Raw genomic sequence first — 25,578 nt, 5'->3', positions numbered from 1 at the left:
GGGCCGAGGTTGGTCCCGCCGATCCCGGCGCCTCGAAGCCCGGGACCAGGTGAGACGCATTCCCGCTCGGGGGTCAGCAAGGCCGTGGCTACCCCGGCTTGGCCGTTGAAGCTTCCGGGGTGCCGTGAATGACTCATTCATGGCCTCCGACGCCAGGGATGAGCCATACACGGCACCGCGAGAGCTCCAACGGCCCTCAGCCACGCACGAAGGGGCTCATCCAGCGATCGACTGGCCGTGCCCGTCGGCGGGCGGCCGGAACCGGGCAGGTCCTGCCGCGGCCGTCCGGGTCAGGCGGCGTTCGCGATACCCCCCGTGACCAGGCCCGCCAGGGTCTCCGCCACCTCGATCGGCGTCGGTTCTTCCGCCAGCTCCGCCGCCAGAACCTGGGCCGCCCGGCGGTAACCGGGGCCGGACAGGAGCTCCTCGCAGTGGGCGGCGATCGCCGCCGGGGCGATCTCGCTCGGAAGGAGGCGGATACCGGCGCCGGCCGCCGCGATCGCTGCTCCGTTGTCGAACTGGTCGTCGAACACCGGGAGGACCAGCTGCGGCAGTGCCGCCTCGATCGCCGTCAGTGCGGTGCCCTGGCCGCCGTGGTGGATGGCCGTGTCGCAGGCCGCGAACACCGGGGACAGCGGCATGCGGCCCACGTGCCGGACCTCCGGGGGCAGCGGGGGCCAGCCCGCCGCGATGCGGTCGTCCACCGCGATCACGATCTCCACCCCCAGGTCCGCCAGGGCGGCGACGATCTCGGGCACGCTCCCGGCGACCTGGTTGCGGCCCGTGCGCGGCACCACCGTGCCCAGCGTCAGGCACACCCGCGGCCGGCGACGGCGGCGCAGCACCCAGTCCGGCACCCGGGCCTCGCCGTTGTAGGCCAGCGGGCGGATGCCGGTGTGACCGGCCGCGTGCGGAAGACGCAGGGACGGCGGCCACGGGTTGAGCACCGCCGCCGGGCGGGGCAGGACGTCCAGGCCGCGGGCCGCCAGCTGGACCGACAGCTCCTTCGCCGCCGCCGTGCGGTACTCGGGCAGGGCCGCCACCCCCCAGTGCAGCTCCACCTGCGGGATGCCCAGGTGCCACGCCGCGAGCGGACCGGCGAACTCGGCTCGCTCGCTCACCACCACGTCGGGCTGCCACGTCCGCATGACCACCGACGTGCCCGGCAGGCTGCGGGCGGCCATCCGGCCGAACACCCGGCCGTGCGCCGCGCGCTGCTCCGCCAGACCGGCGCTCGGCCGGTCGTCGGCGACCAGGTCGGCGAACCGCTCCCCCGGCCCCGACGACGCCGCCGGCAGTCCCGAACCGAGCACCGTCGGAACGAAGTCCGCCGCGCTGAGCACCAGGACCTCGTGCCCCGCCGCGCGGCAGGCCCACGCCAGCGGGACCAGCGGGAAGAAGTGACCCGGCAGGGCCACGGTGGTGAACAGGATCCGCACGACGTCCCCCGTGTCCGGTCAGTACGTCACGACGGCGCGGAACCGCACCTCGCCCTTGCCGACCTTCCGGACGGCTTCGGCGACGTCTTCGGCCGCGAACGTCTCCACCAGCGGCTTGACCTTGCCCGCGGCCACCAGGTCCAGCGCCTCGCGCAGGTACTCCGTGCCGTTGTGGGTGGCGCCGATGATCCGCTGGCCCAGCCCGAAGAACGGCAGCATCGGCGGCAGCGTGAACGGCTCCGTGACGTCGATGCCGGCCAGCACCAGGCGGCCGTTGACGTTGAGGCCGGTCATCGCGTCCGCGGCCGCGCGGTACGACGTCCCGGTGACGAGCACGACGTCGGCCCCGCCGGCCGCGCGCAGCTCTTCGCCGTTGGACACGACCGTGCCCGCACCCAGCTCGCGGGCCAGGTCGTGCTTCTCCGGCGAACTGGTGACGGCGATCGTGTCGAAACCGCAGGCGCGCGCGTACTGGACGGCCAGGTGGCCCAAGCCGCCGATGCCGACCACCGCGACCCGTTCGCCCGGCTTCGGGTCGGCCGAGCGCAGCGCGCTCCAGCTGGTGTATCCCGCGCACAGCACGGGAACCGCCAGCTCGGGAGCCAGGTGGTCGGGGATGAGCACGGTCTGGTCGGCGGCGACGACGATGTACTCGGCCTGTCCACCTTGGACGGTGAAGCCGGTGGAAACCGGCGCGGCACAGGCGAACGCGGCACGCGCGGACAGCGGTAGGCCGAGACGGCAGTAGTCGCAGCTGCCGCAGGTGCCGCGGATCCAGGTGGTGCCCACGACGTCGCCGACCTGGCGGCTGGTGACCGCGTCGCCGACCGCGACGACCTCGCCGACGGGCTCGTGCCCGGGGATGGCGGGGTCGAACGCCGGGAACGGCAGCATCCCCTTGGTCACCAGGACGTCGTTCGAGCAGATGCCGGAGGCCCGCACGCGGATCAGCACGTCCGCCGGGCCGGGCTCGGGGGTCGGCACCTCCCGCAGCTCCCACTCCTCGTTGACCCCGGGGATTACCGCAGCCTTCATGACCATCATCCTCACTGGACGGAAAAACGTTCGGGACCCGTACGGCAACGGTGCCAGCGCACCACCCGCCCCGGCATCTCCCCGGCTGCGGAAGCCGAGCCGCGCAGACGACGCGGACGCCGGGCGGTTCTGGCGCCGGGTGGGCTGGGCAGCCCGAACGCCCGCGCGGTCCGGGCGGTGCAGACCCTGGGCGCCGGGGCCCGGGCGCGTGGATGGTCCGGGCAGTTCAGGCGGCGCGGTGGCCACGCCGTGGCCGGGTAGCGCGCAGGCAGCCCAGCCGCCACACGGAACGCCCGACAGCCCAGGCGGCCCAATGGCCACGCCGGGCGCCGGGCAACCCAGGCGGCGCGGTGACCACGCGGGCACCGCGCCGGACGCCCGGCAGCTCAGCGGCTCAGGCGGCTCAGGCGGCGCGGGCGTCCCGGGTGCGCCGGCCGGTGCACTCGCGCACGGCCGAGATGACCCGGTCGACGTCGGCGTCGGACAGGGACTGGTGCATCGGCAGCAGCAGCGTCTTCGCCGCCGCTGCTTCGGCGCCGGGGAGGACTGCGTTGGAGCCGTACGCCGGGACCTGGTGCAGCAACGGGTAGCGGAACGTCGTGTACACCCCGCGCTCGTAAAGGTCGCGGGCCACCTGGTCGCGGTTGCCGTCCTCGAACTGGAGCCAGTACATGTAGTACGACGACGTGTGTCCTTCGGGCAGGGGCGGCGGGACGCGCAGTCCGGGCACGCCGGCCAGCCCGGCGTCGTAGGCCTCGGCGACCTCGCGGCGCCGGTCGATGAACTCGTCCAGGCGGCTCAGCTGGACCGTGCCGATGGCGGCGAGGACGTCGTTGGTCGTGGAGCGGCGCGAAAACGACGTGACGTCGAAGTCCCACCAGCGGGTCTGGGCGCGCATCGCCTGGTCGTACCCGCTGCGCTGCTCCATGCCGAGGTAGGCGATCTTAGGGGCGCGCTCGGCCAGCTCCGGGTCGCGCACGCACAGCATGCCGCCGTCCACGGTGACCACGATCTTGCCGTGGTCGAAGCTCCACACGCCCATGTCGCCGAACGTGCCGCAGGCCTGGCCGTCCACTGTGGACGCGATGGCGACGGCGGCGTCCTCGATCAGGGGGATGCCGCGGTCGCGGCACAGCTCGGCGATGCGCGCCACCTCGCCCGGGTAGCCGCCGTAGTGGAGGATCAGCACCGCCTTGGTGCGCTCGGTCAGCACGGCCTCTATATCCTCGACGCGCGGGTTCAGCGTGGCCTCGTCGACGTCGCAGAACACCGGGACCGCGCCGCGGGAAGCGATCGCGTTGCCCGCGCCCACGAAGCTCGGGGAAGGCAGCACCACCTCGTCGCCCGGCCCGACCTCCAGCAGCTCCATCGCGATGAACGTCGCCTCAGTGCAGGAGTTCGTCGACGTCACGTGCCCGGCGTCGACCCCGATGTGCCGTGCGAAAGCCGACTCGAACTCGTGCGTGCGGGCGCCACGGCCGATCCAGTTGCTCTCGAACACCTCCCGGACGGCCGCGAGCTCGCGCTCGCCCAGCGCGGGCTGCATGACGTTGATCATCGGCTCCATCGGGACTCCTCGAGATGGCTGGATCACGGGCGGGTCCGGCCGGATCGCGGTTGGCGATCCGGCCGGACCCAGGGTTTTCCGTTGTCGCGCCGGCCGTCAGGCCTGCGCGGCCTCCGCGGAGGTCTCCCCTTCCGCGGCGGCACCTTCCGGCGCGGCCTCCGGCGGCGGGCCCGTGGGGGGCGCCGGCGGGACCGGGATGTGCCGGAGGGTGGCGAAGGCCAGCGCGGCCAGTGCCACGAACACGACCGCGCAGATGCCCGCGGTGGTGTTCAGGGCGCTGGTGAACGCGTTGCCCGCCGCGGAAAGCAGCTCCTGCGCGACGGCGGGCGGCTGCGAACCCGCCGCCTGGACCGCGGAGGAGATGCTTTCGCGGGTCGCGTCGGCGGCCGGGCCGGTGACGCCGGCCGGCACCGTCAGGTGGCTGTGGTAAGCCGCCGTCGCGATGCTGCCGAGCGCGGCGATGCCGAGCGCGACGCCCAGCTCACCACCGGTCGACTGCAGCGAAGCCGCCGAACCCATCTTCTCCGGCGGGGCCGAACCCATGACGACCTTGTTGACCAGGACGCCGATCGGGCTGCCGCCGAGGAAGATGATGCTCGAGCCGACGATCAGCACGGCCACGCCCGAGGTCGTGTCGTACAGGCTCAGCACCACCATGCCGACCGCGGCGATGAGCATGCCGACGATCAGGATGACGCCGGGCTTGACCTTCAGCGACAGCGGGTTGGTGGCCTGGATGCCGATCACCATGATCACGGCCGGGATCAGCAGCAGGAGCGCGGACTTCAGGGCCGAGAAGCCCTCCACCTCCTGCAGGTGCTGGGTCACCAGCAGGCCCGTGCCGCCCTGGATCGCGGCGAACAGCAGGCCGAGGATCAGACCGCCGGAGACGGCCTTGATCGCGAACAGGCGGACGTCCAGCAGCGGGTTCGCCAGCTTGCGCTGCCGGACGACGAACACCACGCCGAAGATGATGCCCGCCACGGCCACCAGGACCGGCGCGACCGCCCAGCCGGAGCGGACGACCTCCTTCAGGCCCCAGATGAACGGCAGGATCGCCAGCAGCGACAGCGCGACGCTGAACAGGTCGAGCTTGCCCGCCTGCGGGTTCTTGAACTCGGGCAGCAAGATCGGCCCGAACACCAGCACCAGCACCATGATCGGCACCGCGAGCAGGAAGACCGAGCCCCACCAGAACGAGGCCAGCAGCAGGCCGCCGACCACCGGGCCGAGGGCGATACCGGCCATCATCGAGGTGGCCCAGACACCGATCGCGGCACCCATCTGCTTCGGGTGCTGGAACATGCCCATGATCAACGCGAGCGTCGAGGGCATGATCGTCGCGCCGGCGATGCCGAGCAGGGCGCGGATGACGATCAGCATCTCGGGGTTGGTCGAGAACGCGGCGATCGCCGAAAGGATGCCGAAGGCGGTGGCCCCGGTCACCAGGACCTTCCGCCTGCCTATCCGGTCACCGAGCGTGCCCATGGTCACCAGGAACCCGGCGATCAGGAAGCCGTAGATGTCGGTGATCCACAGCTGCTCGGTGCTGCTCGCGCCCAGGTCAGCGCTCAGGTGCGGGAGCGCGAGGAACAGGACGTTGATGTCCATCATCGTCAACATCGTGGGGAGGGCGAGCACCGCCAACCCCCACCATTCCCGCCGCCCGGCCAAGGGCGGCGCGCCGTTACCGGTCACTTTTCATCATCCTCTCTCCATCAAAGCCGCCGGCCAACCGAGGGATCACAAAGGCCAGACGCACAAGGCGTTGTGACTTCGAGGTCGGTTCGTACGGTGAGTAACTGTCCCAGAGGCCGCTCGTCACGAGCATCTTCCGGAATGCGGTGCGACCCGCGCCGGGAACTGTCCGGCCGAACCGTGCGTTTCCCACTGTTATGCCCCGGTGAAACAGGCCCCTGACCTGCGGCCACGGATTCCTGAGGCGGGCCGGGCCGCGACGGCGGAATCGGGGCTCAGATGTATGCGGTGTCCGGTTCCAAACCGCACAGAATACGACCGTACAATTCCGCGGCGGTGGTGGGGTTGATCAACGCGTGCAGGCTCGCCGCCTGCAGGTCGTGCAGGATGCCCTGGATGGGCACGTGCTGGTAGATCGACGCGCCGCCCGCGCCGGCCGCGAGGATGTCGACGGCTTCCTTGGCCAGCTTGCAGACCTCGCCGACGTCCGCCCGGTTGCGGGCGCGCTCCTCGAGCGTCCACGGGACACCCTCGACGGCCTTCCGGTCCACAGTGGTGGTGATCCGGCGGGCGTGGAACTCGGCCTGGTCGATCTTCTGCGAGGCCTCGGCGACCTGCAGGTGGGTGACGGCGGCGTCCGACTGCTTCGTGTAGGCGGTGTACGCGATCCGGCGGCCGGGCAGCCATTCCAGGAAGTTCTCCTTCGCCGCGCGCGCCAGGCCGAGGAGGGTGCCGACGGTGCACGCGCCGGACACCGGCACCAGCGGCGCGCGGTAGATCGGGATCCTTGCGTTGCGCTCGGAGACCGTGTTGCCCTGCACGACGGTCGGCATCGGCAGCGCCCGCTCGGCCGGGATGAACACGTCCTGCGCGATCGTGGTGAGGCTGCCCGAGCCCTTGAGGCCGGTGGCGAACCAGTCGTCGACGACCTGCAGGTCCGCCATCGGGACCAGGGCCATCAGGGGGTACGGCTCGGAGCCGTCGCCCGGGTCGAGGATGGCGATGATCTCCTGCCAGTGCGCGTGCGGCGCGCCGCTGATGAAGCTCCACTTGCCGTTGACGACGTAGCCGCCGGAGACCGTCTTCGCGAAGGCGGTGGGGCTGAGGGTCCCGCACACCCGGACGTTCGGGGTGGCGAACACCTCCTCCTGCACCTCCTCCGGGAACATGCAGACCATCCAGCCCGGGATCGAGTAGACGGAGGCGACCCACGACGCCGAGCCGTCCCCGCGGCCGAGCTGCGAGGTGACCTCCATCAGCGTGGTCGTGTCCGCCTCGTAGCCGCCGAACCGGGCGGGGACGCGGAGCTTGAAGATCCCGGCGTCGGCGAGGGCGTCGATCGTCTCTTCGGTCAGGCGGCGGTCTTCGGCCGCCTTGGCCGCGTTGTTGCGCAGCAGCGGGACCAGGCCGGCCGCGCGTTCGACGAGCTGGGCGCGGGTCGGAAGGGGGGTGCTCGGCACCATGACCTCCACGGGGTGACAAAAACGACGGAGGCCCGGCCGGGCGGCTCCGGGCGCAACAGGACGCCGCGCGCGTCCCCGACGTTCGCACCCCGGTCCGGCGGCCGCACCTCACGGGATGCGGCCGCCGGAGGCTGCGCAATCCGGAAGAGCCGGCAGAGCCGGCAGAGCCGCCGAAGAGGCCAAGCCGCAAGACGCGCCGCCGGCACCGGCCGTCCGACACTGGCGCCAAACCCGTCCTTGACCGGAGGATGCGCATGCGAGTCACCACCGACCGGCTGGCCGTGCCCGGCGCGAGCCTGCACTACGAGGTCCGCGGCGCCGGCCCGGCGCTGCTGATCATCCCCAGCGGCAACGGCGACGCCGCGCCCTTCGTCCCGCTGGCGGAGACCCTCTCCGACGAGTACACGGTGATCACCTACGACCGCCGGGGCTTCTCCCGCAGCCCGCTCGACGGCCCGGTCGGCGACGACCGGCTGGCCGACGACGCGCACGACATCGGCGCCCTGCTGCGGCACCTGGCCACCGGGCAGGCCGCGGTGTTCGGGTCGAGCTCCGGGGCCATCGTCGCGCTCGCCACCCTCGAACGGCACCCCGACCTGGTGCACACGGTCGTCGCGCACGAACCACCGCTCGCGTCGGTGCTGCCGGACGCCGAACAGTGGCTCGGGTTCTACGCCGAGCTTTACGAGACCTACCAGCGCGAAGGCGTGGACGCCGCGCGCAAGGCGTTCCGCTCGGGAATGGGCATGGAAACCACGACGAAACCACCGCGCCGCACCGAACTGCCGCCGGACGAGCTCGCCGAGATGCTCGGCCGGATCCGCCGCAACCACGTGTTCTGGTTCGAGCACGAGCTGCGGCCCTACCCGGCCTACCGCCCGAACCTGCGGCTGCTGAAGTCCTTTTCGGACAAACTGGTGCTGGCGGGCGACGGCACCACCCCCGACCGCTTCCCGTACCGGCCCAACACGGTGCTCGCCGAGCACACCGGCAACCCGATCGTGCACCTGCCCGGCGGCCACGTCGGCTACGTCACCCAGCCCGACGAGTTCGCCGTGGCGCTGCGGGAGATCATCCGGCAGGACAGCCGGGTGCCTCGATGAAGTGACTGACTCGTTCCCGGCGCCGGACGCCGGGAACGAGCCGTCCGGCCCACCGGGTCAGGCGGCGTCTTCGTGCAGCCGGAGCAGGGTGTACGCCGAAACCGTCGTGTTGTCGCGGATCCCGCCGGTGCGGATCAGGTCCTCGAACTCCGCGCGCGGGCACCACCGGTGCCGCATGTCCTGCTCCTCGTGCTCGCGGTCGGGTTCGCCCTGGACGAGGTCCGTCGCCAGGAACACCGTGCACATCTGGCCGCTGGCGCCGTGCCAGGCGGCGAGCCTGCCGATCGGCACCATCGAGCCCGCGCGCAACCCGGTCTCCTCGGCCAGCTCGCGGTGCGCCAGTTCGAGCGGGTCTCCGTCGCGGCGGCCGGGGAAGCAGCCCTGCGGGAACTCCCAGTACCGCGCGGAAATCGGGTACCGGTACTGGTCGACGAGGTGGAACCCGCCGCGCTCGGCGGCGATCACCACGGCGAAGTCGGGCCGGTCGATCACGGAGTAGACGCCGTGCGAACCGTCGGGGCGCTCGATGCCGTCCTCGCGGACGCTCAGCCACGCGTTTTCGTACACCTGCCGGGTGGAGATCTGCCGGATCACCGGGAGATCGGCGGCGTCAGCCATGGCCTCACGATAAGCGCCGCCGGACGGACGGCGCTTCTCTGGCGGTGCTCCACAAGCAACAGAGGAGACGCGGGCGGCGGCGGCCCGCGCGGACCATGGTCGCTGGGGAGATCGGCGGTCCGGCCGGCCACCGGCAGAACCGCCTCCGCCGTGTCCGGCGCGTTCACCCCGACGAGTTCGTGCAGGACCCCGCGCTCGGTGCCGCAGCCGGCTCGCGAGCCGGCCCCGGAGGCATTATCACTCGATTGGAGACGCGAATGCGTTTTCTGCCCGACAAGGACCAGCTCCGAGTGGCGGTGATCGGATTCGGCTATGTCGGCTCGTGCATCGCCGCGACACTGGCCGACCGGGGGTTCGACGTGGTCGGCGTCGACACCGATCCCCGGCTGGTCGACGAACTCGCCCGCGGCCACTGCCGGTTCGCCGAAGAAGGTCTCGCCGAACTGATCTTCCGCGGCCTCGCCGACGGGCACCTGCGCGTGACCACCGACATCGCCGAGGCCGGTTCCGCCGACGTCGTGCTGATCTCGGTCGGCACCCCCGTGCGCGAGGACGGCTCCCTCGCCGAGGAGCAGCTGCGCGGCGCCTGCCGGGCGCTGAGCGAGCACCTGCGGCCGGGTCAGCTGATCGTGCTCAAGAGCACGGTGCCCCCGGGCACCACGCGCGGCATCGTGCTGCCGCTGCTGGAGGAGAGCGGCCTGAGCGGCGGCGTCGACTTCGGGCTGGCGTTCACCCCCGAACGGCTCGCGGAGGGCACCGCCCTGCGCGAGCTGCGGACCTTCCCGATCGTCGCCGGCGGGCTCGGCGCGGACAGCGAGGCCGCCGCGGAGGCGTTCTGGCAGCGCGCGCTCGGGGTCGAGGTGATCCCCCGCGACTCGCTGGAAGCGGCCGAGATCGTCAAGCTGGCCAGCAACTGGTGGATCGACCTGAACATCGCGCTGGCGAACGAGCTCGCGAAGTTCTGCGCGCTCTACGGCGTCGACGTGCTCGACGTGATCAGCGCGGCGAACACGATCCCCAAGGGCGCGGGCAACGTGAACATCCTGCTCCCCAGCGTGGGTGTCGGCGGCTCGTGCCTGACCAAGGACCCCTGGATGGTGTGGCGCTCGGCCGACCGGCTCGGGCTGCAGATCCGGACCGCCCCGGCCGGGCGCGAGGTCAACGCCGGGATGCCCGAGTACACCGCGCAGCTGGCCGTCGACGAGCTGGTGCGCCAGGGCAAGAACCCCACCGGCAGCAAGGTGGCCGTGCTGGGCCTGGCGTTCAAGAACGACACCGGTGACCTGCGGGCCACCCCGACCGTCGGCGCGGTGAAGACGCTCGCCAAGGCGGGGCTGACCGTGTCCGTGTACGACCCGCTGGTCGACGCGGACGCGGCCGAGGAACTGTTCGGCATCCGGCCGTCGGCCACCCTCGAAGAGGCCGTGCGGGACGCGGACTGCCTGGCGATCCTCGCCCTGCACCGCGACTTCCACGACCTCGACTTCGCCGCCCTGCCGGTCGCGGAGAACTGCCTGGTCCTCGACGGCCGGGCCTACTACCCCAAGGAAAAGATCGCCGAGCTGCGTGCCGCCGGGTACGTCTACCGCGGCATCGGCCGCGGGGACGCGATCCCCGGCCCGGACGAAGGCGCGCAGCGGATCTGGACGGAGACCGGACGATGAGCACCCACCCCGCCCGCCACGCCGTCGTCACCGGTGGCACCGGTTTCGTCGGCTCGCACCTGGTCGAGCGCCTGGTCGACCGCGGCGACCGCGTCACCGTCCTGGACGCGGTGGCGCCGCGCTTCCCGGTCGAGGGCGTCCGGTACGTCACCGGCGACCTGCGGGACACCGCGAAACTGGCGGAGGTGATCCGGCCCGGCGTCGACGTCGTCTACCACCTCGCCGCGGTCGTCGGCGTCGACCAGTACCTCGCGCGCCCGCTCGACGTGATCGACATCAACTACGCCGCCACCCGGTCCGTCCTCGACCTCGCGCTCGAAGCGGGCGCGAAGGTCGTGCTGGCCAGCACCAGCGAGGTGTTCGGCAAGAACCCGGCGGTGCCGTGGGACGAGGACGGCGACCGGGTGCTCGGCGGCACGTCGCACGACCGGTGGTCCTACTCCTCCAGCAAGGCGCTGGCCGAGCACCTGACCTTCGCCTTCGTCCGCCAGCGCGGGCTCGATGCGACGATCGTGCGCTACTTCAACGTCTACGGCCCGCGCCAGCGGCCCGCCTACATCGTCAGCCGGTCCATCCACCGCGCGCTCAACCGGCGGTCGCTGGTGGTCTACGACGAGGGCAGGCAGACCCGCTGCTTCACCTTCGTCGACGACGCGATCGAGGGCACCCTGCGCGCCGCGGACCACCCGGGATCGACGGGCCAGGCGTTCAACATCGGCAGCATGGTGGAGACCACGGTCGGCGAGGTCGTCCGGCTGATCGGCGAGATCACCGGCGTGGCCGGCGTCGTCGACGTCGACACCGGCGAGAAGCTCGGTGCGTCGTACCAGGACCTGCCGCGGCGCGTGCCCAACAACGCCAAGGCGCAGGCCATCCTCGGCTGGCGGCCGGAAACCGCGCTGCGCGACGGCCTGGTCAAGACCGTCGAGTGGGCGCGCGGGGCGGACTGGTGGCTCGGCCAGGACGACAGCGGCGCGGAGTGAGGATCCATGACCACCAACAGTGAGGGCCAGTCCATGGGTACGAAGTGTCGGGTGTGCGGCGGCCAGGTCGCGGAGTTCGTCGACCTGGGCAACCAGCCGACGGCGAACGGCTTCCTGCTCCCCCACGAGGTGGACGGCGAGTTCCGCTTCCGCCTCGCGGTCGGGGCCTGCGAGAGCTGCACCATGGTGCAGCTGATGGAGGAGGTGCCGCAGGAGCTGCGCTACCACGCCGGCTACCGGTACCAGGCCTCCGGTTCGGCGGGCCACCGCAAGCACTTCCGGGCCGACGCCGAGTGGTTCCTCGCCAACGAGCTCACCGGCGGCGACCCGTTCATCGTCGAGATCGGCTGCAACGACGGCGTGATGCTGTCGGCGATCGCCGAGGCGGGCGTCCGGCACCTGGGCGTCGAGCCGTCCGGGAACGTCGCGGAGCTGGCCAGGGCCAAGGGCGTGCAGGTCCTCTCGGCGTTCTTCGACGAGGAGACCGCGACCGCCGTGCGCGGCGCGCACGGTGCCGCGGACGTCATCTTCGGCGCCAACACCATCTGCCACATCGCGCACGTCGAATCGCTGTTCCGCGGCATCGACGCGCTGCTGTCCGAGGACGGCATCTTCGTGTTCGAGGAGCCCTACCTCGGCACGATCATCGACGGCATGGCGTTCGACCAGATCTACGACGAGCACGTGTTCTACTTCAGCGCGGGTTCGGTGCGCCGGATGGCCGAGCGGTTCGGTTTCGAACTCGTCCACGCCGAGCACATCGCCATGCACGGCGGCGAAGTCCGCTACACCATCGCCCGTCCGGGCGCGCGGACGAAGTCGGCCGCGCTGGACGCGCTCCTCGCCGAGGAGGAGGCGGGCAAGCTCTCGGAGCCGCTGACCTTCGCCCGGTTCGGCCGGAACGTGGAGCGCATCCGCGACGACCTCGTCGGGCTGCTCACCCACCTGCGGGCCCAGGGCAAGACCGTCGTCGGCTACGGCGCGCCGGGCAAGAGCTCGACGGTGACCACGTACTGCGGGATCACGACCGACCTGATCCCGTTCGTCGTCGACTCGACGCCGGGCAAGCAGGGCCACCTGCTGCCGGGCTCGCACCTGCCGGTGAAGCCGCCGTCGGCGTTCTCGGAGGACTACCCGGACTACGCGGTCCTGTTCGCGTGGAACCACGCGGCCGAGATCATGGCCAACGAACAGGCCTTCCGCGCGGCCGGCGGCAAGTGGATCCGGTTCGTCCCGGAGGTCGAGGTGCTCTGACGCCTGGTGCGCGAAGGCCCCGCCGAGTCCGCTCGGCGGGGCCTTTTCGTTGCCGCACTCGTTGCTGCACGGAGAAACGGCGAAGGCCGCCGTCCCGATGCGGGACGGCGGCCTCCGGGTGGTGCGGGGGTCAGCGGCGGTGCTGGACGACCAGCTTCTCCAGGTCCGGGATCACGTCGCTGGGGGACGGCATCGCCAGCCAGTCGTCGTGCAGGGCCGCCGCCGCGTGGCGGTAGCACGGGTTCGTGGCCACCGACCAGACCAGGTCGCGGATCTCCTCGACCGTGGTGGCGCGGTGGTCGAGGCGGACGCCGGCGCCGGTCGAGATGACGAAGTCCGACACCACGGTGGACTCGACCTTCTTCGCCGGCAGCTCCCAGTGCGCGGTGGCCGCGTCGGGCGCGCCCTCTTCGCGCTCGTCGAACTCCCAGCCGAGGCGGTAGGTGCCGGTCTTGTTCACGTCGCCGTCCTCGACCAGGCGCATCAGCAGCGACACGCCCTCGACGTCGCAGACCAGCTGCGGGACCTTGTGCGCCACCGCCGACGAGTACGTGCCGATGCCGCCGTGGTGGATCAGGGCCGAGCAGGTCGGGAGCAGGTGCGGCAGGTTGACCCAGTCGATGACCTTGACGTTCGGCGGGATCTCCTCGACGTCGGCCAGCTGCGCCTTGTCCAGCGTCGCCACGATCTCGAGGTCGTCGAGCTCGCCGAGGGCCTTGATGATCTTCGGCGCGCGGTCCCAGTCGCCCTTGATGAACCGGCGGGTGGACTCCCCCAGCGACAGCGCGACGCGGCGGCGGTTCTTGCGGCCGCAGCACTCACAGCGCGTCGCCTCGGGACGCTCGTAGAGCCACTTCGGGAACGGCTCCGGGTCGACGTACGGGACGTGCCGCATCGGCAGCTTCTTCGTGCTCGTTGGCAGCCGCAGGCCCTCCAGCATGGTCTCGATGCTCCACTGCCCGACGAGCAGCTCGTCGTCGACCTCGTAGCCGTACTTCGCGGCCAGCGGCCGGATCAGGGTGGCCAGCGGGTTCGGGTCGAGGCCGGCCGCCTTGAGGGCGGACTCGTTCTCGGCGAGCCGGTCCAGGCTCCAGCCGAACATGTCGTGCCCGATCAGCAGCCGCGTGTGCGCCGCACCGCAGACCTTCGCCGCGACCGCGGCGGCCGGGATGGTGGCGTCCCACGAGATCAGGTCCGGCTTCCAGACCCTCGCGAACTCGATCAGGTCCTCGGCCTCGGAGCGGTCGAGCCGCACGTAGTCCGACGTCGGCTGCATCAGCCACTGATAGAACACGATCCAGTGCTCGCGGCCCTCGGGCGACAGGCCCATCACGTCGGCGTAGCGGTTCACGATGTCCTGGTGGTGCGGCGGGGCGCAGTCGTCGGTCAGCCGCACCGGCGGCTGGTCCGGGTCGCCGAGCAGCACCGGGGTCAGGCCCGTCTTGGTGATCAGCTCCGCCGAGCTGTGGTGCGCGGCGATGCGGACCTCGTGGCCGGCGCTCTGCAACGCCCACGCGAGCGGGACCACCGGGTAGAGGTGCGCCAGTGAGTTCGGATAGACGGTGAACAGGACTCGCATCGAATCTCCTCGACTCCGGATGAGGTGTCGTCGTCGGTGGGAGTCAGGCGCATCCGGGGCGGCTCGGGCCTGCCGCGGTCCGCACGCGCCGCGGAGCACCGTGACGACGGCACGCACGACGCCGTTCCGGCGCGGAAATCCTGACTACAGCGAGGATCGTCGTCCCGCCCGCGGCGGCGCATCTCCCGCCGTGCGGTGGGCCCGTGCGCAGTGCAAACGAGGAGACGCAGTGTCCCGGCACCGCGCCGATACTTGGCGTCTGCCCACCGGAATCCGGCCGGATCGCGCGCCGTCGTGGAGGACGCATGAGTACGTTCAGTTTCCTGGACGAGAAGACGATCGCCTACGTGGTCAGTTCGTGCACGCCACCCGACGCGGTGGTGAGCAGCCTGATCGAGGACACCGCGAAGGTCGGCGAACTCGCCGAGATGCTGACGCCGATCGAACAGGCCGGCTTCCTGCACCTGATCGCGAAGCTGGTCGCGCCGAAGACGGTCATCGACGTCGGGACGTTCACCGGACTGTCCTCTTTGGCCTTCGCGCGCGGGCTCGCCCCGGGCGGCCGCGTGATCACCTGCGACGTCACCGAGGACTGGGTCGGCATCGCCCGCAAGCACTGGGAAATGGCCGGCGTCGCCGACCGGATCGAGTTCAAGCTCGGCCCCGGTCGCAAGACCCTGCCCGGCCTGGTCGGCGAAGGCGAAGCGGACCTCGTGTTCATCGACGCCGACAAGACGTCCTACCCGTACTACATCGACGCGGTGACGCCGATGCTGCGCTCGGGCGGCCTGCTGATCCTCGACAACGTGCTGCTGCACGGCAGCGTCGCGGCACCCGAGGACGTCGAAGAGGACCTTCCGCGCTACGCCGCCGAAGTCGTCGCCGGGGTCAACGCCAAGCTCGCCGTGGACGAGCGGTTCGAAACCGTGATGCTGCCCATCGCCGACGGCGTCACGCTCGCCCGCAAGAAGTGAACGGACAGGGGGAAGTGGCCATGAGCGAACACCCGGACGGCCCCGGCCCGGCCGAGGCGAGCCGTCCGGCCCGGCCGCTGACCGGTGCCGAGTACATCGAAAGCCTGCGCGACGACCGCGAGGTCTACATCAACGGCGAGCGCGTCAAGGACGTCACCGAGCACCCGGCGTTCCGCAACCCGATCCGGATGACCGCGCGCCTGTACGACGCGTTGCACGACCCGAAGTACAAGGACGTGCTCACCGCGCCGACCGACACCGGCAGCGGCGGCTACACCCACCGGTTCTTCCGCACCCCGCACAGCGTCGAGGACATGATCGCCGACCAGAAGGCGATCGCGACGTGGGCGCGGATGAGCTACGGCTGGATGGGCCGCAGCCCGGACTACAAGGCGTCGTTCCTCGGCACGCTGGGCGCGAACTCCGAGTTCTACGCGCCGTTCGAGGAGAACGCCAAGCGCTGGTACAAGGAGTCGCAGGAGAAGGTCCTGTACTGGAACCACGCGCTGGTGCACCCGCCGGTCGACCGCAAGCGGCCGCCGGACGAGGTCCGCGACGTCTTCGTGCACGTGGAGAAGGAGACGGACTCGGGCCTGGTCGTGAGCGGCGCCAAGGTCGTCGCGACCGGGTCGGCGCTGACGCACTACAACTTCATCGCCCACTACGGCCTGCCGATCAAGCGCCGCGAGTTCGCGCTCGTGGCCACGATTCCCATGGACGCCAAGGGGATGAAGCTGATCTGCCGCCCGTCGTACACGGCGATGGCGAACTCGGTCGGTTCGCCGTTCGACTACCCGCTGTCCTCGCGGCTGGACGAGAACGACACGATCCTGGTGCTGGACAAGGTCCTCATCCCGTGGGAGAACGTCTTCATCTACGGGGACCTCGGCAAGGTGCAGACGTTCACCGGGCAGTCCGGGTTCATCGAGCGCTCCACCTTCCAGGGCTGCACCCGGCTGGCGGTGAAGCTCGAGTTCATCGCGGGGCTGCTGGCCAAGGCGCTCGAGATCACCGGCACCGAAGACTTCCGCGGCGTGCAGACCCGCCTCGGCGAGGTTCTCGCGTGGCGCAACCTGTTCTGGGGTCTCTCGGACGCCGCGGCCCGCAACCCGGTGCCGTGGCGGGACGGCGCCCTGCTGCCGAACCCGCAGTACGGCCAGGCCTACCGCTGGTTCACGCAGGTCGGCTACGCGCGGATCCGCGAGATCGTGCTGCAGGACGTCGCGAGCGCGCTGATCTACATCAACTCCAGCGCCGAGGACTTCAAGAACCCCGAGATCCGCTCCTACCTCGACACCTACGTCCGCGGGTCGAACGGCATCGACGCCGAAACCCGCGTCAAGGTGATGAAGCTGCTGTGGGACTCGGTGGGCACGGAGTTCGGCGGCCGGCACGAGCTCTACGAGCGCAACTACGCCGGCAGCCACGAGAACACCCGCATCGAGCTGCTGTTCGGCCAGGTCGCCTCCGGGCAGGTCGACGACTACAAGCGGTTCGTCGACACCTGTCTCGACGAGTACGACCTCGACGGCTGGACCGTGCCGGACATGCACCGGTGAACTGGGCAAGACGCGAGGTGTCCGTGGCCGGGGACGCAACGAAGATGAAGCCGGGGAATGAGGGCCGGCGACCGCGGCCGTCCTGGGGTACCGCGGCGGTTCGGCCGAGAAGAACTTTGAGGAGTGAGTGATGTCCGCAGAAGACGCCCCTCGCGTGCCGCTCGAGGCGACGGAACTGACCAACCCGCCGCAGCTGCTCGCCAAGCTCGGCACCGACAGCCCGATCCACAAGGTGTCGATGCCCGACGGCATGCCGGCGTGGCTCGTCACCGGCTACCGCGAAGCGCGGCGGGCCCTGTCCGACCCGCGCCTCGCGCGCAGCGACAAGGTCGCCGACCCGACGCTCAAGCCGTACCTGGCGCTCTACAACGACGACTTCTTTCGCCACTCCATGGTCTTCAACGACCGGCCGGACCACACGCGGATGAAGAAGCTCGTGTCGCAGGCGTTCACCCCGCGGTACATGGAGAACCTGCGCCCGCGGGTGCAGCAGATCACCGACCGGCTGCTGGACGGCATCGCCGCGGCCGGCACCGCGGAGGTCGTCGAGGACCTCGCCATCCCGCTGCCCAACGAGGTCATCTGCGAGTGGTTCGGCGTCCCGATGTCGGACCGCGCGGAGTTCCGCGAGTACTGCGGGATCGTCACCGGGCTCGGCGAGGTCACCGACCAGAACGACATCTTCCAGGCCGGCCGCTGGTTCGACGACTACCTGACGAAGCTGATCGCGCAGCGCAAGGAGACCGGCGGCGAGGACATGATCTCGGCGATCCTGTCCGGCCAGGAGGGCAACGCGACCCTGTCGGACATCGAGCTGCGGTCCAACATCTTCCTGATGCTGATCGGCTCGGTCGAGACGGCGGTCAACATGATCGCCAACGGCATCCTCGCGCTGCTGCGCAACCCGGAGCAGCTGGCCGCGCTGCGGGCGAACCCGGACCTGGTGCCCAAGGCGATCGAAGAGATCCTGCGCGTCGACCCGCCGGTGGTCACGGTGACCTACCACTTCGCCAAGGCCGAGGTGACCATCGGCGACGTCGTCGTCCAGCCGGGCGAGCACGTGGCCATCTCCCTGACGGCGACGAACTACGACGCGCGGGACTTCCCGGAGCCCGGCAAGTTCGACCTGGAGCGCCAGACGCCGCACCTGGCGTTCAGCCACGGCATCCACTTCTGCCTCGGCGCGCCGCTGGCCCGGCTGGAGGGCGAGATCTTCTTCAAGAGCCTGCTGGCCCGGTTCTCGGACATCCAGCTGGCGATCCCGGAGGGCGACCTCGGCTGGAAGCCCAGCTACTTCGTCCACCGCCTCAACGAGCTCCCGATCCGCTTCACGGAGGCCTCCGCCGCCGCGGCGGCTTAGGTTCGCAGCTCCCGAGCCCCGGGTCCGGTTCGCCGGCCCGGGGCTCTTTCGTGCGCGGGGGGGGCGGACGGCTCGCGTACCTGAAGGGACGACTCGCGTACCTGGACGGACGACACGCGTGACTGGACGGACGACACGCGTGACTGGAGAGGCGACACGCGTGACTGGAGAGGCGACACGCGTGACTGGACGGGCATCACGAAAGAGAGCCGCCTCGCGCGGGTGCGCGAGGCGGCTCTGGTGTGCCCCCAGGTCAGGCCGCGGCGCGGCGTTCCCGCTCGGTGACCGCCTCGTAGTAGCGGGCGATCGCCTTGTACGACTCCTTCGGCTCGATCCGGTAGGTCGAGAAGTGGTCGAAGTAGTCGTCGCGGATGGTCTTCGTGATCGTCATGCTCGCGGTGTCCAGGTCCCACTGCGGGTCCTCGGAGTGCGGGTGCGTCGGGTGGACGAACTCCGTCACCGCGACGCTGTAGATGCCGAACTCGTCGTACAGGCGCAGCCGGTCCAGGTGGAAGTCGGCCTGGGCCTGCTCGTCGCGGACGAAGCCGTCGAACACGCGCGGCGGCTCGACCGTGCGGTCGACGATGTCGAAGCCCAGCAGGCCCTTCTCCGACGCGCCCGCGTAGGTGAAGGTGCCGTACTCGGCGATCATGATCGGCTTGCCCCACTTGCGGTAGGCGTCCAGCTCGGCGATGTACGCCGAACGGCTCGGCTTCGCGTGGAAGTAGTCCGTGATGCCGATGTAGTCGAACGGCGTCCAGTCGACCCGCTCGAACGAGCCGGCCGAGTAGGTGATGCCACCGCTGAAGTTCGCCCGCGCGACCTTGACCGCCTGGCCCAGGAACGTGTTGAGCTTCAGCTCGACGTCGTCGTGGTCGATCGGGCCGACCGGGCGCAGGAAGTGGTGCTCGGAGTCGGGGAAGGCGTTGCCCATCCGGTTGTGGTAGAACTCGCCGGGCATGATCCCCATGGTCTGGATCGCGTGCGTGCACCCGACGCTGACGTGGATGTCCGCGCCCTGCTTGCGGAACTTCTCGCCCAGGCGGGCGGTCTCGGCGATGTGCTCCAGCACGTCCGGCTGCTCGCCGTCCATCAGCCGCGGCTGCAGCCACACGTGCAGGCCGCGCTCGACCGCGTGCGCCGTGGTGGCTTCGAGGCGGTCGAACAGGGTGCCGTAGATCGTCACCGAGTTGGCCTTGAGCCCGTCGGCGATCGAGTCGATCTCGGTGCGCATGATGTCGTCGTTCCACACCATGCGCGAGTTGTGGCCCTGGCCCGTCTCGTGGTTGGACCCGCAGTCGTAGGCGACGCCGCGGTAGGTCAGGCCTCTCCCCTGCGGCGCGAGGATTTCGTGTTCGGTCATTTCGTGCTCTCCTAAGCCGCTACGCCGCGCGCCGGCGCTGCTGGAAGATGTCGTTGATCCCGGTCAGGCCCGAAAGCATGGTCGCGAAGTCGGTCTCGCGCGGCCGCAGTTTCTGCGGGTCGATCTGCTCCTGGGCCTTGTTCCAGTAGTCCTCCTTGTTCTTCGTGCGGTCGTAGAAGAACCGCACGAAGTCCAGGACGGAGTCGAGGAAGGTCCGGTAGCTCTCCTCGTACAGGCCGAGCAGCTCGTCCTCGACCGACGGGTCGTGCAGCACGCCGTCGATCGCGTCGGCCAGTGCCCGCGCCCCGCGCAGGGCCAGCGTGACCCCGGTGGACAGCAGCGGGTCGACGAACGCGGCGGCGTCGCCGACCAGCGCCCAGCCCGGGCCGTGGAAGCGCTCGGCCGTGTAGGACCAGTCCTTGATGTTGCGGAACCCGCTCGCCCGGGTCGCGCCCTTGACCAGGGTGCTGACCTCTTCGGTCTTGCCGAGCTCCTCGAAGTACAGCTCCTCCAGCGACTTGCCGGACTTCTGGTACTCCTCCAGCGGCGTCACGTAGCCGACGCTGACCGTGCCGTCGTGGAGCGGGATGAACCAGAACCAGCCGGTGGGGCGGTTCTCCGAGATGATGTCGCCGGCCTTGGTGCCGCTGTAGAGGTTGCAGCCCTGCCAGTACGTCCAGGTGGCGATGTTGCGCAGGTCGTCGTGCCAGACGACGGAGTCGAAGTGCTTGGCCAGCATGTGAGTCTGGCCCGAGGCGTCGATCACGAACTTCGCGTGCGCCTCCTTCGTCTCCTTGCTGCCCTTCTCGGCGTAGGAGACGCCGACCATGCGCTCGCCGTCGAAGAGGGGCTCGCGGACGGTGACCTCTTCGAGCACCTTCGCGCCCAGCTCACGGGCCCGGCCCAGCACGAGCGCGTCGAAGTCGGCGCGGCGGACCTGGTAGGCGTAGTCGTAGAGCGCCGACTCGGTGAACCGGAAGCCCCAGGTGCCCTGGTTCTTGCCCCACAGCAGCGTGCCGCCGTACTTCCTGGTGAAGCCCATGGCGTCCAGGCGCTTGATCAGCCCCAGGTCGTCCAGGGTGGGCAGGGCACCGGTGATCAGGGACTCGCCGATGTGGTAGCGCGGGAACTTCTCACGCTCGAGCACCAGCACCTTGTGCCCCATGCCGGCCAGCAGCCCGGCCGTCGCCGCGCCACCCGGTCCCCCGCCGATGACGACGACGTCGTAGTCCTCTTCCGTTGCGCTCATGTGCGCCTTCCTCCTCGAGATCGCCGCTGCTGATGCTGGGGTACGGGAAAGACCGTGCGTCAGAGTGCCCACAGTGGACGGTTGGGGTCGGCCAGGCCGGAGGCGAGGATCCCGCGGTAGTCCTCGATCATCCGGACCGTCGTCTCCCGGTCGAACTGCTCGGTGTTGTAGCGAGCGGTGCCGGCGATCTCGCCGTCGGCCAGGATGTCGAGCGCCCACAGCACACCGTTGGGGATGTCCGAGGTGTCCTGGCACGCCTTGGTGCGCTTGCGGACCTCGGCGTACTCGACGTCGCCGACGGTCTCGGCGTCGGTCATGCCCGGGAACTGCAGCACCTGGATCGCGCAGACGGCGTTGTCGTCCCGCTCGTAGGTCTTGTTGATCTCCGGCGCCTGCGCGACGACCTCGCTGAAGGGCAGCTCGTGCGCGTAGGCCTCCAGGCAGGTCGCCCGGATCCGCAGCACCAGCTCGGAGAAGGTGCGGCAGCCCTCGATGTCGGTCCGGAGCGGGACCAGGTTGAAGAACGGCCCGACGGTTTCGAGGAACGACTGGTCGGTGCGCCCGGAGGTGATGATCGGCACGACCAGGTCGGTGGCCCCCGACATCCGCGCCAGCAGCGCGTTGAAGGCGGCCAGCAGGACCATGAACGGCGAGCAGTGCATCACCCGCGCGAGCTCGATCGTGCCCCGCGTCAGCTCGGCGTCGAGCAGGAACCGCTCGACCGCGTAGACGGCCGCGGTGTCCGGGGCGAGCGTGCGGTCGGCCTTGATGTCGAGCATGCGCCCGCCGCGCAGCTTGGCGCCCCAGTATTCGCGCGACGCCTCGGACTGGGCACTGGCCAGGTCGTCGATCTGCCACACGGAGAACTCCCCGTACTGGCGGGCCTCCGGCAGGGCAGGCACCTCGAACCCGCGGCGCCGCGCGTAGCTGACGGCCAGTTCGTGGATCAGCACGTGCAGGGACCAGCCGTCGCCGGCGGTGTGGTGCACGATGAGCACCAGCACCCCGTCGCGGTCGTCGAAGCGGCCGAGCTCGGCACGCAGGTGCGGCAGCACGTCGGCGCCGAGCCGGCCCGCCTCGATCGTGTTGACGAAGTCGTCGACCTGCTCGTCGCGCGGCCGCCCGTCGTCGGTGATGTCGTGCAGCACCAGCTCCGGCGAGCAGGGCGGGTGCACGCGCTGGTACTGCTCGCCGGAGTCGCGGACGATTTCCGTGCGCAGGATTTCGTGCCGCTCGACGACGTCGTCGAGCGCGCCCCGCAGCGCGGCCAGGTCCAGTTCGCCGCGCACCCGCCAGCCGTGGATGACCAGGTGCCGCGGCCCGAACGCGCCGTCCGTCTCGCCCTTGTCGAAGATGCACAGCAGACCGAGGTTGGCCGACAGCGGGTAGCGGCCGGCCGTGGCGCCGGCCTCGGAGATGCTCATCGCGGGTTCCCTTCGTAACGGCGCGAGCGGGCGGGGTCAGGAGTGGTCGCGCTGGCGCTCGGCGGCCTGGTACAGCGCGGTGATGTTGCCGCTGCCGAACCCGCGGGCCCCGAGCCGCTCGATCAGCTCCAGGAAGATCGTGTTCCGGGGGTGCACGGACCGGGCGAAGATCTGGTACAGCTGGCCGTCGTGGTCCTCGTCGACGAGCACCTGCTGGTCGCGCAGGTTCGCCACCGAGTACTGCTCCGGCGCCACGCGCTGCAGCAGGTCCGCGTAGTAGGAGTCGGGGGTGCCCATGAACTCGACGCCCCGGTCGCGCAGCAGGTCGACCGCCTCGATGATCCCGTTGGTGGAGAAGGCGATGTGCTGCACGCCCGCGCCGCCGTGGTCCTTGAGGAAGTCGTCGATGTGGCCGGGCTCCTTCGAGGTGTCCGGCTCGATCAGGGTGAACGTGACGCTGCCGGACTTGCTCTGCACCACCTTCGTGGTCATCGCCTGCGCGCCGACCGCGATGGTCTCGTCGAAGATCAGCTCGAAGCCGAGCACGTCCCGGTAGAAGTCGACCGTGGCGTCGAGGTGGCCGCTCTCCACGCACACCGCGAAGTGGTCGATCTCCAGCAGGGCACCGGGTTCCTCGGCGTTCGCCACGATCGGCGACGGCGCGCCACCGGGGTATTCGACGAAGGTGTGCAGCGTGTCGCCGAAGCCCATGATGCTGGCCGTGACGACGCCGCCGGCACTGGTCGGCGCGGCGACCGGACGGGCGCCACGGGCGACGGCCGCCTCGAACGCCGCCTTCGCGTCGCTCACCCGCAACGCGATGTCCGAGACGCCGTCGCCGTGGTGGTCGACGTAGGCCGTACCGGGGTGGTCCTCGACCAGGGGTTCGCTGAAGATGAACCGGACGTCGTTCGCGCCGATCTCGACCGAGCGGACCGAGGCCCAGTCCGGCCCGGCGTCGTCCAGCTGCCGCTCGCCGAGCCCGTACCCGCGAACCAGCCAGTCCCGTGCCGTGTCGAGACTGCCGACGTAGAAACGGACGTAGTCCAGCTCGAGGCCGTCGAGCGCCGACGGATTCGGGGTGGCCATGGGAACCTTCTTTCCTCTGTGGCGAAAGAGCGCGGTGGGCGGCGTCCGGGGGTCAGGCCGCGCGGCGGGCGGCCGGGTTCGGCCGCAGGTCGCGCCAGTTCTCGGCGATGTAGTCCAGGCAGGACACGCGGCCGCGCGGGCCGTGCACGACCTCCCAGCCCGCGGGGACGGGGATGCCGGACGGCCACAGCGAGTGCTCGCCCGCGGCGTTCACCAGGACGGTGTAGTTCTTGTCCGGGTCGTCGAAGGGGTTGGTCATCTCGGTCTCCCTCAGAGCACCTGGGCCAGGCCGGCCACGGTCGGAGTGTCGAAGAGCGTGTTGATCTTCAGTTCCACACCCAGCTCGGCGCGGATCCGGTTGAGCAGGCGCATCGCCAGCAGCGAGTGGCCACCCAGGTCGAAGAAGCTGTCGTCGACGCCGACCTCCTCGACCCCGAGCACCTCCGAGAACGCGCGGCAGAGCGCCTCCTCCTTGGGGCCGCTCGGCGCGCGGGACGCGCCCGCGGTCTCGAACTCCGGCTGCGGCAGCGCGGCCCGGTCGAGCTTGCCGTTGGCCGTCAGCGGCAGCCGCTCGACGACCACGAACGCCGCGGGCAGCATGTACTCGGGCAGGCGGGCGCGGACGCGCTCGCGGATGGCGCCGGTGTCCGGCTCGCCGTCCTCGGCGACCAGGTAGGCGACCAGCCGGACGTCACCGGCCTTGACCTCGCGGGCGACGACGGCGACGTCGGACAGGCCGGGGTGCCCGGAGATCGCGGCTTCGATCTCGGCCAGCTCGACCCGGAAACCCAGGATCTTCACCTGGTCGGTGGCGCGGCCGACGAACTCGATCTCGCCGGCGGTGGTGCGGCGCACCAGGTCGCCGGTGCGGTACAGGCGGGAGCCCGGGGCGCCGAAGGGGCTGGCGACGAAGCGCTCGCCGGTCAGGTCCGGGCGCCCGGCGTACCCGAGGGCGACGCCGACCCCGCCGAAGTAGAGCTCGCCGACGGTGCCGTCGGGCACCGGGTCGAGCCGCTCGTCGAGCACGTACAGCTCGACGCCGTCCATCGCGCGGCCGACGGGGACCACCGGGCCCGGCGTGTAGGGCGCGGTGATCGCGGAGGTGGTGCTGAACACCGTGCCTTCGGTCGCGCCGTACATGGCCCGCACGACCAGGCCGGGGTTGACCTCGAGCACGCGGGCGACCGCGGTGGGCGCGATCACGTCGCCGCCCGTGAGGACCTCGCGGACGCCGGCGAGGCTCTCCGGCGCCTCCTCGGCCACGACCCGGAACAGCCCGGCCGTGAGGTGCACGCCGGTGATCGCGTGCTCGGTCAGCAGCGCGCCGAGGGACGGGATGTCGAGCTTGCCCTCGGGGGCGACGACCACCGTGCCGCCGTGCAGCAGCGGCACCCAGATCTCGTAGGTCGACACGTTGAACGCGTGCGGCGCGATGAGCAGGACCCGCTCGTGGTGGCCGCTGTCCCAGGTGGAGTCCAGCGCCAGTGCCAGCGCGTCGGTGTGGCGCACGGCCACGCCCTTCGGCTCGCCCGTGGAGCCCGAGGTGTACATGACGTACGCCGGGGCGTTCTCGTCCAGTGCGACCGCGGGCGCGGTGCCGGGCTGCTCCGAGAGGTCTTCGGAGGCCAGCACGACGTCGGCGACCGACGGGATCCCGCGGCCCTTCGACGCCTCGTCCGTGACGAGGATCGTGGCCTTCGAGTGGTCGATGATCCACTGGCGGCGATCGGCCGGGTAGGCCGAGTGGATCGGCTGGTAGAAGGAGCCGGCCTTGAGCGCGGCCAGGAAGGTGACGACCACGTCGGCGCTGCGCTCGAGCAGCACGGCGACCGGAATGTCCGGGCCGGCGCCGAGGGCGGCGAGGCGGTGCGCGAGCCGGTTGGCCCGCTCGTCGAGTTCCCGGTACGTCAGCGTGCGGTCCGGGCCGGACACCGCCACCGCGTCGGGGGTTCGGGCGGCCTGCGCGGAGAACGCCTCATGAACGGACCGGGCCATGATCACCACTCCAATTTCCTCGAATTCCTGCAGCGCCGGTTCCGACGCTAACCACGGGCGCGGCGGGCCACGTCTCCGTCTTTGCGGGCTTGGATCCCTTGGCAGGCAAGGAGAATCCGGGGTATTCCGGGCAGGGTGGCGGGGCCGCGGCTGTCCGCCGCG

Annotated in this window: 20 protein-coding genes; 7 read left to right on the top strand and 13 right to left on the bottom strand. The window is 70.8% G+C overall.

Features of this window, described 5'->3' with window-relative positions:
• Positions 1–290 precede the first annotated feature (290 nt).
• The 5 genes from DV20_RS45435 to DV20_RS06880 all read right to left on the bottom strand — a co-directional run bounded on the left by DV20_RS45435 (position 291) and on the right by DV20_RS06880 (position 7,199).
• Positions 291–1,439: a nucleotide disphospho-sugar-binding domain-containing protein gene (locus DV20_RS45435; protein WP_051735823.1), complete on the bottom strand. Its 1,149-nt coding sequence runs from the start codon at positions 1,437–1,439 to the stop codon at positions 291–293.
• Between the two features lie 18 nt (positions 1,440–1,457).
• A complete protein-coding gene (locus DV20_RS06895; protein ID WP_043777419.1) occupies positions 1,458–2,474 on the bottom strand; it encodes an alcohol dehydrogenase catalytic domain-containing protein in 1,017 nt (338 codons plus the stop codon).
• A 403-nt stretch (positions 2,475–2,877) separates the two neighbouring features.
• On the bottom strand, positions 2,878–4,041 hold the full coding sequence (locus DV20_RS06890; RefSeq protein ID WP_051735822.1) for a DegT/DnrJ/EryC1/StrS family aminotransferase: 1,164 nt from the start codon (positions 4,039–4,041) through the stop codon (positions 2,878–2,880).
• A gap of 96 nt (positions 4,042–4,137) precedes the next feature.
• Positions 4,138–5,739 (bottom strand): MFS transporter, encoded by a 1,602-nt coding sequence (locus DV20_RS06885; protein ID WP_043777416.1) that lies wholly within the window; start codon positions 5,737–5,739, stop codon positions 4,138–4,140.
• A gap of 275 nt (positions 5,740–6,014) precedes the next feature.
• Positions 6,015–7,199 carry an acyl-CoA dehydrogenase family protein gene (locus DV20_RS06880; RefSeq protein ID WP_043777784.1) on the bottom strand — a complete coding sequence of 395 codons (1,185 nt, stop codon included), beginning with the start codon at positions 7,197–7,199 and terminating at the stop codon, positions 6,015–6,017.
• A 257-nt stretch (positions 7,200–7,456) separates the two neighbouring features.
• On the opposite strand from DV20_RS06880, the gene DV20_RS06875 reads away from it, so the two are divergent.
• On the top strand, positions 7,457–8,305 hold the full coding sequence (locus DV20_RS06875) for an alpha/beta fold hydrolase (RefSeq protein WP_043777415.1): 849 nt from the start codon (positions 7,457–7,459) through the stop codon (positions 8,303–8,305).
• A 57-nt stretch (positions 8,306–8,362) separates the two neighbouring features.
• On the opposite strand, the gene DV20_RS06870 is transcribed toward DV20_RS06875, so the two are convergent.
• Positions 8,363–8,923 (bottom strand): NUDIX domain-containing protein, encoded by a 561-nt coding sequence (locus tag DV20_RS06870; protein ID WP_043777413.1) that lies wholly within the window; start codon positions 8,921–8,923, stop codon positions 8,363–8,365.
• A gap of 257 nt (positions 8,924–9,180) precedes the next feature.
• Between DV20_RS06870 and DV20_RS06865 the strand changes: the two genes are divergently transcribed.
• The 3 genes from DV20_RS06865 to DV20_RS06855 are packed head-to-tail and all read left to right on the top strand — an operon-like array spanning position 9,181 to position 12,824.
• Complete coding sequence (locus tag DV20_RS06865) at positions 9,181–10,587, top strand: nucleotide sugar dehydrogenase (protein ID WP_051735820.1); 1,407 nt, start codon at positions 9,181–9,183, stop codon at positions 10,585–10,587.
• Positions 10,584–11,570 (top strand): NAD-dependent epimerase/dehydratase family protein, encoded by a 987-nt coding sequence (locus tag DV20_RS06860; RefSeq protein ID WP_043777412.1) that lies wholly within the window; start codon positions 10,584–10,586, stop codon positions 11,568–11,570. The genes DV20_RS06865 and DV20_RS06860 overlap by 4 nt, the downstream gene beginning before the upstream one ends.
• Before the next feature lie 6 nt (positions 11,571–11,576).
• Positions 11,577–12,824 (top strand): class I SAM-dependent methyltransferase, encoded by a 1,248-nt coding sequence (locus tag DV20_RS06855; RefSeq protein ID WP_235190727.1) that lies wholly within the window; start codon positions 11,577–11,579, stop codon positions 12,822–12,824.
• 130 nt (positions 12,825–12,954) lie between these two features.
• On the opposite strand, the gene DV20_RS06850 is transcribed toward DV20_RS06855, so the two are convergent.
• Positions 12,955–14,403, bottom strand: coding sequence for a nucleotide disphospho-sugar-binding domain-containing protein (locus DV20_RS06850; protein WP_043777410.1), 1,449 nt, complete (start codon positions 14,401–14,403; stop codon positions 12,955–12,957).
• Between the two features lie 305 nt (positions 14,404–14,708).
• Here DV20_RS06850 and DV20_RS06845 point away from each other — a divergent pair, with 305 nt between their 5' ends.
• From DV20_RS06845 to DV20_RS06835, 3 genes are all read left to right on the top strand, one after another.
• The gene (locus DV20_RS06845) at positions 14,709–15,377 is read left to right on the top strand and encodes an O-methyltransferase (RefSeq protein WP_051735819.1); all 669 of its coding nucleotides are present in this window, start codon (positions 14,709–14,711) and stop codon (positions 15,375–15,377) included.
• 20 nt (positions 15,378–15,397) lie between these two features.
• Entirely contained in the window at positions 15,398–16,936 is a 1,539-nt protein-coding gene (locus DV20_RS06840; RefSeq protein WP_051735818.1) for a 4-hydroxyphenylacetate 3-hydroxylase family protein, read from the top strand.
• 130 nt (positions 16,937–17,066) lie between these two features.
• Positions 17,067–18,296, top strand: coding sequence for a cytochrome P450 family protein (locus tag DV20_RS06835; protein WP_043777408.1), 1,230 nt, complete (start codon positions 17,067–17,069; stop codon positions 18,294–18,296).
• Between the two features lie 253 nt (positions 18,297–18,549).
• Here the strand turns inward: DV20_RS06835 and DV20_RS06830 are convergent, their stop codons facing one another.
• Genes DV20_RS06830 through DV20_RS06805 form a run of 6 tightly spaced genes read right to left on the bottom strand, consistent with a single transcriptional unit; the run spans position 18,550 to position 25,416 of the window.
• Positions 18,550–19,659 (bottom strand): hypothetical protein, encoded by a 1,110-nt coding sequence (locus DV20_RS06830; RefSeq protein WP_051735817.1) that lies wholly within the window; start codon positions 19,657–19,659, stop codon positions 18,550–18,552.
• Between the two features lie 19 nt (positions 19,660–19,678).
• A complete protein-coding gene (locus DV20_RS06825) occupies positions 19,679–20,908 on the bottom strand; it encodes an NAD(P)/FAD-dependent oxidoreductase (protein WP_043777407.1) in 1,230 nt (409 codons plus the stop codon).
• A gap of 59 nt (positions 20,909–20,967) precedes the next feature.
• Entirely contained in the window at positions 20,968–22,332 is a 1,365-nt protein-coding gene (locus tag DV20_RS06820; RefSeq protein WP_043777405.1) for a condensation domain-containing protein, read from the bottom strand.
• A gap of 36 nt (positions 22,333–22,368) precedes the next feature.
• A complete protein-coding gene (gene hppD, locus DV20_RS06815; RefSeq protein WP_043777404.1) occupies positions 22,369–23,421 on the bottom strand; it encodes a 4-hydroxyphenylpyruvate dioxygenase in 1,053 nt (350 codons plus the stop codon).
• Between the two features lie 52 nt (positions 23,422–23,473).
• Positions 23,474–23,680 carry an MbtH family protein gene (locus tag DV20_RS06810; protein WP_043777402.1) on the bottom strand — a complete coding sequence of 69 codons (207 nt, stop codon included), beginning with the start codon at positions 23,678–23,680 and terminating at the stop codon, positions 23,474–23,476.
• Between the two features lie 11 nt (positions 23,681–23,691).
• The gene (locus tag DV20_RS06805) at positions 23,692–25,416 is read right to left on the bottom strand and encodes a non-ribosomal peptide synthetase (protein ID WP_200876361.1); all 1,725 of its coding nucleotides are present in this window, start codon (positions 25,414–25,416) and stop codon (positions 23,692–23,694) included.
• Between the last annotated feature and the right edge of the window lie 162 nt (positions 25,417–25,578).

The sequence above is a fragment of the Amycolatopsis rifamycinica genome (genome assembly GCF_000695625.1).
GTDB classification, from domain to species: Bacteria; Actinomycetota; Actinomycetes; order Mycobacteriales; family Pseudonocardiaceae; genus Amycolatopsis; species Amycolatopsis rifamycinica.
Note: the sequence above shows the minus strand (reverse complement) of the source record. Positions and strands in the feature narration are given on the sequence as shown.

Bases quoted from the DNA above. Each gene is read 5' to 3' on its own strand.
- DV20_RS06895 (WP_043777419.1), bottom strand. From the start codon at position 2,474: ATGAAGGCTGCGGTAATCCCCGGGGTCAACGAGGAGTGGGAGCTGCGG.
- DV20_RS06890 (WP_051735822.1), bottom strand. From the start codon at position 4,041: ATGGAGCCGATGATCAACGTCATGCAGCCCGCGCTGGGCGAGCGCGAG.
- DV20_RS06875 (WP_043777415.1), top strand. From the start codon at position 7,457: ATGCGAGTCACCACCGACCGGCTGGCCGTGCCCGGCGCGAGCCTGCAC.
- DV20_RS06870 (WP_043777413.1), bottom strand. From the start codon at position 8,923: ATGGCTGACGCCGCCGATCTCCCGGTGATCCGGCAGATCTCCACCCGG.
- DV20_RS06865 (WP_051735820.1), top strand. From the start codon at position 9,181: ATGCGTTTTCTGCCCGACAAGGACCAGCTCCGAGTGGCGGTGATCGGA.
- DV20_RS06860 (WP_043777412.1), top strand. From the start codon at position 10,584: ATGAGCACCCACCCCGCCCGCCACGCCGTCGTCACCGGTGGCACCGGT.
- DV20_RS06855 (WP_235190727.1), top strand. From the start codon at position 11,577: ATGACCACCAACAGTGAGGGCCAGTCCATGGGTACGAAGTGTCGGGTG.
- DV20_RS06850 (WP_043777410.1), bottom strand. From the start codon at position 14,403: ATGCGAGTCCTGTTCACCGTCTATCCGAACTCACTGGCGCACCTCTAC.
- DV20_RS06845 (WP_051735819.1), top strand. From the start codon at position 14,709: ATGAGTACGTTCAGTTTCCTGGACGAGAAGACGATCGCCTACGTGGTC.
- DV20_RS06840 (WP_051735818.1), top strand. From the start codon at position 15,398: ATGAGCGAACACCCGGACGGCCCCGGCCCGGCCGAGGCGAGCCGTCCG.
- DV20_RS06835 (WP_043777408.1), top strand. From the start codon at position 17,067: ATGTCCGCAGAAGACGCCCCTCGCGTGCCGCTCGAGGCGACGGAACTG.
- DV20_RS06830 (WP_051735817.1), bottom strand. From the start codon at position 19,659: ATGACCGAACACGAAATCCTCGCGCCGCAGGGGAGAGGCCTGACCTAC.
- DV20_RS06825 (WP_043777407.1), bottom strand. From the start codon at position 20,908: ATGAGCGCAACGGAAGAGGACTACGACGTCGTCGTCATCGGCGGGGGA.
- DV20_RS06820 (WP_043777405.1), bottom strand. From the start codon at position 22,332: ATGAGCATCTCCGAGGCCGGCGCCACGGCCGGCCGCTACCCGCTGTCG.
- hppD (WP_043777404.1), bottom strand. From the start codon at position 23,421: ATGGCCACCCCGAATCCGTCGGCGCTCGACGGCCTCGAGCTGGACTAC.
- DV20_RS06810 (WP_043777402.1), bottom strand. From the start codon at position 23,680: ATGACCAACCCCTTCGACGACCCGGACAAGAACTACACCGTCCTGGTG.
- DV20_RS06805 (WP_200876361.1), bottom strand. From the start codon at position 25,416: ATGGCCCGGTCCGTTCATGAGGCGTTCTCCGCGCAGGCCGCCCGAACC.